Origin of the sequence: Clostridium arbusti SL206 (genome assembly GCF_000246895.1) — a bacterium.
In the GTDB taxonomy this organism is placed as follows: domain Bacteria; phylum Bacillota; class Clostridia; order Clostridiales; family Clostridiaceae; genus Clostridium_I; species Clostridium_I arbusti.
Window position 1 is genome coordinate 1 of record NZ_BAEV01000010.1, and the last position, 12,341, is coordinate 12,341.

The following is a 12,341-nucleotide window of genomic DNA, read 5'->3' on the forward strand; positions in this document are numbered from 1 at the left end:
ACACGTATATTATTTGGATACAAATGAGAATGTATTAAATTTTCTTCTGAAATAAATAATTTTCTTGGTAAAATCAGTTCCCATTTCTCGAAAGAATATTGGAAATTAATATTTAATGTAAATAGTTTATAAATTTTATATTTAATTCCATATTCTTGACAAAATAATCATTTGACCTTAAAATTTAGTTAGGTGATATTATGAATAGAGAAGTAAGAATACCTATACAGAAAAGATCTATTGAAAAGAGAAAAAAAATTATCGATACTGCTAATAAGATATTTAATGATAGAGGTTATTTTAATACTAATACCGCAGAAATTGCAAAAGAAGCTGGTCTAGCCACTGGAAGTGTATATGCTTATTTTAAAGATAAAAAAGATATATTTTTAGAAGTTTCTGATATGTATGCTAGGTTAGTATACAATAATACAATTAAAAACTTAAATAAAATTAAAGAAAAGAAAGATTTAAAATTATTTGTAAAAACCATCATAAATTCAATAATTGAAAAGCATAAACTTTCACCAAGACTTCATAAAGAGATTACAATGCTAGCTTCTATGGACAGTGAAATTAAAGATTATTATGCTAAACAAGAACAACTTCTAATAAATAAATATCTTGAGAAACTTAAAGAATATAATTTAAACTACTCTCACTCAAAAGAAAAACTATTCTTGGTACATTCTTTAATCGAGGAAATGTGCCATGAAATCATATATAATGACAAGTCAAATTTAGATAAGAATATTTTAATTGGTGAATGTACTAAAGCTGTCCATAAAATATTAGAATGATACCTTTATATAAGACTATAGCTATCTTATTTACTATAATTAGCCATAGTCTTTTTCATATATTTTTATCATCATTATCAATTATCTTTCAACTCAATATAAGATGATCTATTTAAGTATTTACAAATAGCAATGATTAAAGATAGAATTGCAACAATACTTAATATAAAACAAATAGTTCTTCCTTTTTTCATAATAATCACTCCTCATACAATACAATAAGCTTTATATTTATATATATTATAACATAGTTAGAGTAATTTTATTATCTTCTATTACATAAAGCAATGCCTTTATATACGCATGGAAATTCCCCTCTATATGTAAATATCCACCTTCTACAAAAAACCTTTTAGTTTATTTAATTACTATTTCACTGCTATCCTCATTCTGTAACAAAAGTACACCTCAAATTCACTATCACGAAAGATATTCTTAATATTATTTTTAAAATCTATTAGATATGGATTAATTTCAGATATCTCATTTTTTATAATAGACTGAAGACCCCCTTGACTTAAAGCAAGATTAATAAACCTCGCTGCACTACAATTTTCACTATTTGAAAATACTATTTCTCTTACATATCTAAATTTATTACTATTTTTTATATTAGAAAGATGATTATCTTTACTCCATTTTATAAAACTATCCTTAATCTTTGTATTAGAAGACTCAATATTATTTACCTTTTCAAAGAGCTTCTTATATTCAAGTTCAGCTTCCCAATTACATACTGGAGGCCAATCGCAATCATAGACTGCAAAAACTCCACCTTTTTTAAGTATTCTTTCCACTTCCGGTATAGTAGTTTTCGGATTCATCCAGTGAAAAGATTGTGAGCAGGTTACAACATCCGCACACCCATCCTCTAATCCCGTATTATCTGAGAATCTAGAAATAAAGCTTATATTTTTTAATTTGCTCGACTCTTCTTTTGCAATTTTCATCATATCCTTACCTGGTTCTATTCCTATAATCTTGTCACTGGTATCACTCCAGGCTCTTGTAGACAAACCAGTTCCACAACCTATATCAACTACAAGTCTTGGTTTATAACCTAAATAATTTAATATTATTTCTTTAACTTTTTCTGGGCATGTAGGTCTCGCATTGTTATACACATCTGCGAATCCTAAAAACCTATCTGCATTGAGCTGAACATTTTCTTTCATAACATAACATCTCCTTTATATATTTCATATAACATACGTCACACCTATTGATTTTTATTACTTATCTACCATAATTTCATAAAATACATATTTTTTCAATGCTTATATTATTAACATTCTCAATAAATCTTATTTATTGAGAATTTATACTACCTCTAAGTTTATATACTAATTATATTAGTCATGTAAAAATCCTGCTATTATGTTCCTAATGATTACTTATATCTATCATTAGAAGTTTTTAGCAGGATTTTTATCATATATATATGAATTAAAAAAATAACTTTTAATCTTTTTTAACTATATCCGAACTTTTCTGTAGATGTTTATTGTTTGCTTTTCCCTTTTTTGTACCCTTCACCATCATAAAAATCATAAATCCCATCATTATAGGACAAATAAAGGGTGAAATAGTCAATATAACTGCATTAAGTCCTCCATTTAATTTTAGAAATGGAAGGGCTGCAACTAAAATAATTGGAATAGCACAGCAAAGAATCATATGAAGCACATGTTTTAAAGGTCTATGTGGTTTTTCTTGATTACTTTGATTATCATTTTTACTATCATGACAATTCATAGTCTACCTCCTGAAATTTTAATAAAAATCATCGATTAATTTAAATTTTTACCCCAACTTAATCTTAAAATTCTGTCTATCTGTAATCTTAGTTTTATAATAATTTTTATTTTCTTTTGTTTTCTAAGGGTTCATCCTTGCAACAACTATTCATATTTTTTTCAGAGTTAACCTCACTTGCTTCCTGATGGGAATGACTTCCACAGCATCCTCCTTTTCTAAACATCATAAATACCATTGCAAAAACAATTAAGAAATACCACCAGTTCTCAGCTAGAAATTTCAAATCAATCACCTCTCTTTATATTAAAAACACAAATACATTTATGCATATTAAAAGAAATGGCCAGTCATTATACTAATCTACACCTTTGACCTTTACTCATTTTCATGTTCCTTAATTTATTGTCTATATGTATTATATATATAAATTGTGTAGATAAGATGAAGAATTTAAAATCACAGCTTTTTACTAATTTTATCTCACTCTCCTAGCTGTTAAATAATCACTTCTGCCTAAAGGTGATATTTTAACAACATCTCCTGTATGTGGTGCATGTATATACATACCATTCCCTACATACATACCCATGTGATGTGGATTATCATAAGTTCCAAAGAAAACTAAATCTCCTGGCTTAAGCTGATCTCTTGACACTCCTACTCCATCTTTTATTTGATCATAGGTAGTTCTTCCAACTGATACACCAAATTTTTTATATACATATTGGGTAAATCCAGAACAATCAAAACCAGGACTTGGAGACGTACCTCCCCATACGTATGGTGTGCCTAAAAAGCTTGATGCATATGCTATAACTGAATCATTTGAAACAGATCCACTAGTACTTGCTGGTACTGAGCCTCCTCTATTTATACTAACATTTCTATTTGAATTGTTATTTGCCGTAATATTCTTAGATTTATTTGCTTCACTATTCTGATTATTCGAACTATTATTTTGACTTGCATTTGCAGCTGCCTGTTGCGCTGCTTGCTCAGCTACTTTAACAGCTGAAATTCTCTGCTTTATTTCATCAATTTTAGCCTTTGTAGACTCACTTAATTCAACTGCTGAGTTCTGCTGTGCTTTAGCCTCTGCAATAAGTGGCTGCTGCTGTGCTTTTTTATTATTTAAATCATTTAGTTTTTTCTCACTATCATTTCTTAAAGCAATTAATTTTTGTTTATCACTTGCAAATTTATCCTTTTTCTGCTGTACAGCTTGTCTTCTTTCACTTAAATTTGATATTATTTTGTCATTATATTCAACCACATTCCTTATTGTTTCTACTTTTGAAACAAAGTCACCCATTCCTTTAGAATCTAATAGAACGCTTACATATCCACTACTTCCATTAATATACATGGCTCTCATTCTCTTATTATAGAGTTCTTTTTCAGCCTTTATATCTTGTTCAGATCTCTCGATACTTTTTTGTGCATTGTTTATATCTGCCTCTGATTTACTTATTTTACTCTTAAAATTATCAATTTCAATCATGCTCTGCTGAATTTGGTCATCCAACATTTCTATATTCGCTTCTATATTACTAATCCTTTTTTGTGCTTCATTTAACGTATTTTTACTTTGATTATATTGATCCTGTGATGTATTTAATTGTTCATCTAACGCTGGAGCAGCTAAAGTTCTAACATTCATTGTAAGTACTATTCCCAAAGCCATAACAGCAGATAATATTCTTTTGTTCAAATTGTTATCCCCCTAAATTCATGTATTTAATACTAAATAAAATTTTGCTTATAACCTCCCTATATTAATTTCTAGGTTATTTTATCACATTAATATGTAGAACATATGAAGATTTGAATTAATAAAGACAAAAAATTACAAAACCCGATACTTTTATAATATAGAGCTTTGTAAGATATTAAATGAGTAATGATATTATTTTACTTATATAATTACTTATTTCAAACAAAAAAATCAAAGTAACATACCTAGCTTTTATACCATAATTGATATTAGTAAACCCACAATCACAGCCAAATGATATTTTAGTCCGACCTGACCAATGAGACCCATTGTTCTTCCTTTTGTATGAACATTTTTATCATAGGATAAAAAATTAGAAATTGATTTATATGGGAAAAATAAAATAACAGGTGCCAATACAACAATAGGATAAATATGTATTACCACTAAAACAACAGTTAATACAAGTAGTCCTATTACATTAAATATCCAAAGCTTCTCAGCATTTTTAATCCCAATAATTATAGGTAAAGTTTTCCTTCCAACTACTTTATCCTCTTCTAAATCACTTAAATTGTTAGATAATAATATGGTACCAATAAATATTACAGTAGGCACTGCTACTAGCACTGTATTCAAATTAAATACACCTGAATGAATATAAATCACCGTTGTAGTTATACCAATACCCATAGTTACTCCTGAAACGACTTCACCTATGGGTGTATATGAAATAGGTAAAGACCCAAAAGCATATAAGATTGAAACAATACCTCCCACAACAGCAACCAGTAAAATATAATAGCTTGTTTGGCTAGCTATAAAAATGCCAATTATAAAAGCAATCAATTCATATATAAATATAATAAACACTACTTGCTTCGGAGTAATCTCGCCACTTATTAAAGCTTTTTCATCGCCACTCTTCTCATTATCTGCTCCTCGTTTAAAATCAAAATAATCATTAATCATATTAGTGGAACTTTGAATCAACATCATAGCAAATATTAGTAATATAAAATATATAATATTAAATTTTTTAAAAGCATAAAATGAATAAATTGAACCTAAAATTACAGGAATAGTTCCTGCAACAAGAGTTTTTATATCCATAAGTTTTATTATTGACTTAAAACTCATATTCTTACCACTCCTCACTGAAGGGTCTATTCTTAATATAAAAATAGCTTTCTAGTAAAACATAACAACTAATCTTTATTTAATTTAATAATAACATTTGTAACAGTTAAATATGAAATTAACACCTTATTTTCATCAAGCATTTCTATGCTCCAAACATGAGATGTCTTTCCCTTATGCATAAGCTTTCCTTTTGCAATAATATAACCTTCTATTATTTTTGGTCTCATATGATTTGCAGTGATATTTTGACCTACTGCCATTTCATCTTCATCTATCTTTTTATTTGAAGCATAGCCTGCAATAGTTTCTCCAAATGCAATGGTTGCACCACCATGCAAATATCCAAAAGTTTGATCATGGAATTGGGTTAAATTCATTTTAGCCTCAAGTTCACTTTCATATACATGGACATATTCAATATTTAAACCTTTTATTAAGTTCATATACTATTCACCGCCTATTTTTTCGTAGTCAATTGTATAATTTTTTAATAAAGTTTCATCAATATCTACGCCTAAACCATAGCCTTTTGGTATTTTAATAATACCATTTTTAGCTATTATTTCCGGTTTAATTATATCTCTTTTAAAGTACCGGTTTGATGATGACAAATCTCCAGGAATATAAGTATCTTTTAAACTGGCTAAATGTACATGCAATATTTTAGAGATGCCACTTTCCACCATACTTCCTACCCAATACTCTATATTGCTTTCTCTGCATAATTCAATCATTTTCTTTACATAGTATAGTCCACCTACACGTCCTACTTTTATGTTTAATACTTTAAAAGCTTTAAGTTTAATGGCTGTTACTAAATCATTAATTGTTTGAATACTTTCATCCAAACATATAGAAGTTTGCAACTCTTTTTGAAGGCTTTGATATTCTAAAAAATCCACTGAATCCAGTGGTTCTTCAATACAAAGTAAGTTTAGTTTATCCAATTTCTTCAATTCATCAATTTGTTCAATCTTATAACTTTTGTTAGCATCTGCTAACAATTGAATATTAGTATATTTTTCTCTAATAGCCTTTAATTTTAAAACTCCATCTTCTGGTTTAATCTTTATTTTAAATCGAATATATCCTTCCTTCTTATAATGATCAATTTGTTTAATTAATTCCTGAACATCTTGATCCCCTAATACAATTCCTCCATATATATCATCATTAATTTCTTCATTAAATACAACATCCATAATGGATTGCTTTTCCCTTTTAGCATATAAATCCACCAAAGCATTTTCCAGTGCTGCAAGCGTCATTGGATAAGATGGCTTGATCCATTTATGAATATCAAATGGATGTTTAATATCTTTGTGTATTAGATTTGGAATATAATTATATATTAATACATACTTAGAATCTATTAATGTTTCATTAGTATAAAATGGTTCAGTAAATGCAACTACTTCACCATAACCTTTATTCTGAAGTTCATCAGTAATTTTAATTATAATTGTCTCACGGTGATCTATAGCAGTTTTTGATGTTTTAAACATAAAATTTAAAGGAATTTTCACATGAAAAAGTTCTATTTTATTAATCCGCATTTAATTAACCTCTTTTGAAGCAAGTTCTTAATTCAGGTGGGGATTCTTTTACCCCATCTGAATTTTAGAGCTGCAAATTCATGGCTTACTTGGCGTTGAACTCCCACTTTCACAGCGTGCAAGCAAAGTTTTGATTTTGTGTGGGGGCTGTACAGAATGCGTGGGAGACTTACGCCAAGTTAGTCAGGTTAAATTCTTTTTCAATATTTTTCCCGAAGCATTTCTAGGTAGTTTCTCTAGATAAATAATTTTTTTAGGTAATTTATATTTTGCTAATTTATTTGAAAGATATTCTAATATTTTTTGTCTATCCATTGAAGAAACCACATATAACACAGGAACTTGTCCCCATCTTTCATCCTTTTCTCCCACCACTGCGCATTCATATATTTTGGGATGTGCATATAAAATATTTTCAATCTCTTTTGGATATATATTCTCTCCACCGGAAATGATTATATTTTTGCGGCGATCAAGTATATATAAAAATCCATCCTCATCCATATAACCCACATCTTCCGAATTAAAATAATTAAAAACTTTTTTCTTTCCAACGTATCCGGCCATTAACATTGAACTTTTAATTACAATTTCACCTATACCTTTTTTATCGGTATTTTCAATGTGAATAACAACTTTCTCAAGTGGCACTCCCACAGAATCAATTTTTTCTGGATAATCTAATACAGAAAATGTTGTAACCTGACTTGTTGTTTCTGTCATTCCGTAGGTTTTATAAATTGGAATATTTTTTACTATACTTTTTTCAATCAATGGTTTAGGAATAAATTCACCACCTACCAATACTACACGTAAATTATGTTTCTCAATTCTATCCACAATTCTATTTAACATCGTTGGTACAATAGACAACATGTTTATTGTATTGCTCTCAATTAATTTTATAACTTCTTCTTGGTGAAACTTTTCTAATATGGTAACAGAAGTTCCATTGTATAAGCTTCGTATTAAAATGGATAGTCCACTAATATGATACATTGGTAACACCACAAGCCAATTATCCTCATCTGTTACTCCAAGACTTTTTTGAGATGCTTTTACATGGGAATAAAACTGTTTCCATCCTATGGGTACTGATTTAAATTCCCCTGTGGTAGCACTGGTATTCATAATAACTGCAATACTTTCTTCCTCAAAATTTTCAATTGATTTTATATCTTCCCTCTCACCTTTATACACTTTATCAAAAGATATAAATTTATTGTCACAAGAAAAAATAACTTTAATATTTAATGCTTTTAATTGTTTTGCTATTTCTTCATCTGTCAAACATGTATTAAGCATCAATACTTCTTTTTGTAAAAATTGAAATGCTAAAAAGAAAAGTGCCATATCAACTGAGTTATTTGAATAAATGGCAACTCTTTTCTCATTTTTTACATATGAAAATAGTTTTTTAGCCAAATCTACTACACTTTCATATACTTGTCTAAATGTTAGATCATTAATAAACTTTTTATAAGGTCTTTCAATACTATACTTTTTAAGCCAATTCATACTATCACCTTTATCAAATTCATTTCCACTATTTTTTACTCTTATCACATAGTTATATGTTTTATCTATAACTAACCTCGGTAACAGGAACTTTACGGAAATTTAGGAAATTGCTCAAAATCAGGATTTCGCTTTTCTTTAAAGGCATCCCGTCCTTCTTTTGCTTCCTCTGTGGTGTAAAATAATAATGTAGCATCTCCAGCTAATTGCTGTAAACCAGCCAATCCATCCGTATCTGCATTAAAGGATGCTTTTAAGAACCGTAAAGCAGTAGGTGAATGTTGTAAGATTTCTTTTGCCCATTGTATTGTTTCTTGTTCCAATTTATCAAAAGTCACCACTTTATTCACGAGTCCCATATCAAGTGCTTCATTAGCAGTGTATTGACGACATAAATACCAAATTTCACGTGCTTTTTTATGACCGACAATACGTGCCAAATACCCAGCCCCATATCCACCATCAAAGGAACCTACCTTAGGTCCTGTTTGTCCAAACTTAGCATTTTCAGAGGCAATTGTTAAATCACATACTATATGCAGTACATGTCCACCTCCAATTGCATAGCCATTTACCATTGCAATAACTGGCTTTGGAAGAATTCTAATCAAATGCTGTAAATCTAGAACATTTAGACGTGGTATATTATCATCCCCTACATAGCCACCATGACCACGTACCTTTTGATCTCCTCCAGAACAAAATGCTTCTTTATCCTGACCTTGTCCATGATTTGCACCTGTTAAAATAATTACACCTACGTTCTTATCTTCACGAGCTAGTGTAAAAGCATCAATTAATTCCATAATTGTTTTGGGACGAAATGCATTACGCAGCTCAGGACGATTGATTGTAATCTTTGCAATTCCATTATAGGTTTCATAAATAACATCTTCATAATTACGTTTTAATTCTCTCCAAGGAAATTTATTCATTTTGTGACCCCTTTCTAAATTTCAATATTTTATAATTTTTTATAGACTATTAATTATTATTACTGCATTAAAAACTGAATATATGATTTTTACTGTGAAAAATTCCTTATAAGAATTTACTTAAAACTTCAATAAAGGCATTAGGATCTTCAATATGAGTGTTATGTCCAACACCTTTTATTGTTTCATGTTTGATATTGGCATTGAATTTTTTAAAATTTTCACCTACATGCCTATATTTTTTATCATATTCTCCACTGATGTATAATAGAGGCATAGATAATTTACGTATATTACTTTTCATACATGGAAATTTTCCTTGCCCACTGCACATCAATGTATTTGAAAGTGCATAAGTTCTGTTAGATAAACGTCTTTTTCTTATTTCATCTGTAATAGACTTTGATAATTTCCTTTGTGATTCAAATATACTCAAATTTGACCAATAATCATCAAACCATTCTATTCCATCTTTCAGTATACTTTTCGCCAAGTTCAAATCCTTTCTCCGCCGTTTTAAGCGGTTTATGAACCCAGCTTCACCATAAGATGTACTTTCCAAAATCAGTTTGTCAATTTCATTTGAATAAGCTATTGCATAAGCTAAGGCAATTCTTCCACCCATAGAATAACCTAACATTGAATATTTTTTTAAGTTTAATTCATAAATAATCTTGTTTAGGTGTTTAATCATTACTTTCAAACTATAATATTTACGCGAGTATGGTTTATCACTTTTTCCATGTCCAATAAAATCTATCAATATCAATTGATATCCCTCTAATTTAAGTAAATTCCATGTACTTAAATTTTCAGAAAAACCATGTAAACAAATAATTGGTTTTCCTACACCTTTTATTTGAAAATAATATTTAATATTTTCAATTTCAATAATCATACTATCACCCTACAAGGTTGTATATTTATCACTCTTTTTATTTTCTCAAAACTTATTTTACAAAATACTTATAAAGATTTTATGAAGAAAGTAGCTTTTATTTATAATCTGCAATATAAATATATATCTTTCTCTATAATAAATTTCATTTTGTGTTTTATATTTTAATTTTTTAGCCATAATGAGAAGCAGTTAACCATTTAAAGTTTATATTCAATAAATATTTGATAATTATTTTATTAAAATCATCATATTTCCTACCTTTTTGAAACTATCCTACCGAAAAGTGGCTTCTTTTTTTTTGAAATTAATAGGTTTATACTAATACTCGTATCAATGTCACAAAGAAAAATTAATTTAAGGGGGAAATGTAAATGCAAAGATTTACTATACCAAGAGATGTTTATTTTGGAGATAATGCTATAGATCATCTAAAATCAATAAAGGGAACTAAGGCAATGCTTGTTATTGGTTCTGAAAGATTAATAAAGGATGGAACAGTTCCCAAAATACAAGAATTATTAAAAGAAGCTAATATTGAGACAACAGTCTTTTCAGGAGTTGAAAATGACCCTTCAGTTTCAACGGTTAAAAGAGGTGTTGAAGCTATGGAAAATTTCAATCCAGATTTAATAATAGGTATTGGCGGCGGTTCACCAATCGATGCTGCTAAAGCAATGTGGATATTTTATGAATATCCAGAGTTCACATTTGAAGAGGCTGCTAAGCCATTTAACTTACCGGAGTTAAGACAAAAAGCTAAATTTATAGCTATACCAACTACAAGTGGTACAAGTACAGAAGTTACTTCATTCTCAGTAATAACTGATAATGAAACAGGAGTTAAATATCCAATAGCTGACTATAATATAACTCCAGATGTTGCTATAGTTGATACTAATTTAGTTCAAAGTATGACAAAAACATTAGTTGCTAATACAGGAATGGATGCTTTAACTCATGCTTTTGAAGCTTATGTTTCAACAGTTAGAAATCCAATAACTGATGCATTGGCTATGAAATCAATAGAAATGACTGTTGATAATTTAATTAAATCCTTTAAAGAAGAAGAGAAAGCTAGAAAAGCTATGCATATATCCCAATGCTTAGCTGGTATGTCATTCTCTAATGCAATACTTGGAATAGTTCATTCAATGTCTCACAAGACAGGAAAAATATTCAATATTCCTCATGGTTGTGCAAATGCAATATACTTATCGTATGTTATACAGTTTAATGCAAAAAAAGCTGGAGCTACTTATGCTGATATAGCTAAGAGATTAGGGTTAAAGGGAAAAACAGTAGATGAATTAGTTCAATCATTAATTCAATTAGTTAAAGATTTTAGAGTTGCTATGAATATGCCTGCGACTTTAAAAGAATTTGGTTTGTCAGAAGAAGAATTTAAATCTAAATTAGATGAGATTTCTAAAAATGCGGTAGCTGATCCTTGTACAGGTACAAATCCAAGAGAAATATCTTTAGAAGAGATGAAGAAATTATTTGAAGCTACTTATTATGGAACAGAAGTTAATTTCTAAATTTATACAAAAGTTATAGCTGGTTAATAACTAACTATAACTTTAATTATTTATAGAATCAAATAGATTTTAAGAGGTGAAATTTGAGTGTTTATAATTATCTACAAAATACTTTCCCCATTTATCCATCGCTTCCAAAATAGGAATTAAATCTTCTGCCATTTTAGTAAGTGAATATTCAACCATAGGGGGTACTTCATGATAAACAGTTCTATTAACTAGTCCATTTTGTTCTAAATCTTTTAATTGTTGACTTAACATTTTTTGAGTTATTCCTGGAATTAACCTTTTGAATTCATTATATCTTATAACTTTATGTATGCTAAGATTCCAAATAATAAGAGCTTTCCATTTACCACTTAAAATTTCTAAAGTAACTTCAACTTCACATCTATAGGAACTACAACTAACTTTATTTAATCTATCTTTTGGCATAATGTCACTTCCTTGTATAAGATAATTTAGTTGTCTAGTTTAT

Annotated in this window: 13 protein-coding genes; 2 read left to right on the forward strand and 11 right to left on the reverse strand. The window is 28.9% G+C overall.

Features of this window, described 5'->3' with window-relative positions; translation table 11 throughout:
* Positions 1 to 200 precede the first annotated feature (200 nt).
* Positions 201 to 800 carry a TetR/AcrR family transcriptional regulator gene (locus RH99_RS03235; protein ID WP_010233883.1) on the forward strand — a complete coding sequence of 200 codons (600 nt, stop codon included), beginning with the start codon at positions 201 to 203 and terminating at the stop codon, positions 798 to 800.
* 368 nt (positions 801 to 1,168) lie between these two features.
* Here RH99_RS03235 and RH99_RS03240 read toward each other — a convergent pair whose 3' ends face one another.
* From RH99_RS03240 to menH, 10 genes are all read right to left on the reverse strand, one after another.
* The gene (locus tag RH99_RS03240; protein WP_010233886.1) at positions 1,169 to 1,975 is read right to left on the reverse strand and encodes a class I SAM-dependent methyltransferase; all 807 of its coding nucleotides are present in this window, start codon (positions 1,973 to 1,975) and stop codon (positions 1,169 to 1,171) included.
* A gap of 286 nt (positions 1,976 to 2,261) precedes the next feature.
* A complete protein-coding gene (locus RH99_RS03245; protein WP_010233889.1) occupies positions 2,262 to 2,555 on the reverse strand; it encodes a hypothetical protein in 294 nt (97 codons plus the stop codon).
* A 106-nt stretch (positions 2,556 to 2,661) separates the two neighbouring features.
* Entirely contained in the window at positions 2,662 to 2,841 is a 180-nt protein-coding gene (locus tag RH99_RS03250) for a hypothetical protein (RefSeq protein ID WP_026038382.1), read from the reverse strand.
* Between the two features lie 192 nt (positions 2,842 to 3,033).
* Positions 3,034 to 4,269 carry a C40 family peptidase gene (locus RH99_RS03255; RefSeq protein ID WP_010233892.1) on the reverse strand — a complete coding sequence of 412 codons (1,236 nt, stop codon included), beginning with the start codon at positions 4,267 to 4,269 and terminating at the stop codon, positions 3,034 to 3,036.
* A gap of 255 nt (positions 4,270 to 4,524) precedes the next feature.
* A complete protein-coding gene (locus tag RH99_RS03260) occupies positions 4,525 to 5,412 on the reverse strand; it encodes a prenyltransferase (RefSeq protein ID WP_010233893.1) in 888 nt (295 codons plus the stop codon).
* A gap of 68 nt (positions 5,413 to 5,480) precedes the next feature.
* The gene (locus tag RH99_RS03265; protein ID WP_010233895.1) at positions 5,481 to 5,858 is read right to left on the reverse strand and encodes a PaaI family thioesterase; all 378 of its coding nucleotides are present in this window, start codon (positions 5,856 to 5,858) and stop codon (positions 5,481 to 5,483) included.
* Positions 5,859 to 5,861: 3 nt separating this feature from the next.
* Positions 5,862 to 6,971 (reverse strand): o-succinylbenzoate synthase, encoded by a 1,110-nt coding sequence (gene menC / locus RH99_RS03270; RefSeq protein ID WP_010233897.1) that lies wholly within the window; start codon positions 6,969 to 6,971, stop codon positions 5,862 to 5,864.
* A gap of 183 nt (positions 6,972 to 7,154) precedes the next feature.
* Positions 7,155 to 8,489, reverse strand: a complete 1,335-nt coding sequence (menE, locus tag RH99_RS03275) for an o-succinylbenzoate--CoA ligase (protein WP_026038383.1) — start codon at positions 8,487 to 8,489, stop codon at positions 7,155 to 7,157.
* Positions 8,490 to 8,581: 92 nt separating this feature from the next.
* On the reverse strand, positions 8,582 to 9,424 hold the full coding sequence (menB, locus tag RH99_RS03280; protein ID WP_010233901.1) for a 1,4-dihydroxy-2-naphthoyl-CoA synthase: 843 nt from the start codon (positions 9,422 to 9,424) through the stop codon (positions 8,582 to 8,584).
* 106 nt (positions 9,425 to 9,530) lie between these two features.
* On the reverse strand, positions 9,531 to 10,322 hold the full coding sequence (menH, locus tag RH99_RS03285) for a 2-succinyl-6-hydroxy-2,4-cyclohexadiene-1-carboxylate synthase (RefSeq protein WP_010233903.1): 792 nt from the start codon (positions 10,320 to 10,322) through the stop codon (positions 9,531 to 9,533).
* Between the two features lie 374 nt (positions 10,323 to 10,696).
* Here menH and RH99_RS03290 point away from each other — a divergent pair, with 374 nt between their 5' ends.
* On the forward strand, positions 10,697 to 11,863 hold the full coding sequence (locus RH99_RS03290; protein WP_010233905.1) for an iron-containing alcohol dehydrogenase: 1,167 nt from the start codon (positions 10,697 to 10,699) through the stop codon (positions 11,861 to 11,863).
* Positions 11,864 to 11,932: 69 nt separating this feature from the next.
* On the opposite strand, the gene RH99_RS03295 is transcribed toward RH99_RS03290, so the two are convergent.
* A complete protein-coding gene (locus RH99_RS03295) occupies positions 11,933 to 12,298 on the reverse strand; it encodes a winged helix-turn-helix transcriptional regulator (RefSeq protein WP_010233907.1) in 366 nt (121 codons plus the stop codon).
* Between the last annotated feature and the right edge of the window lie 43 nt (positions 12,299 to 12,341).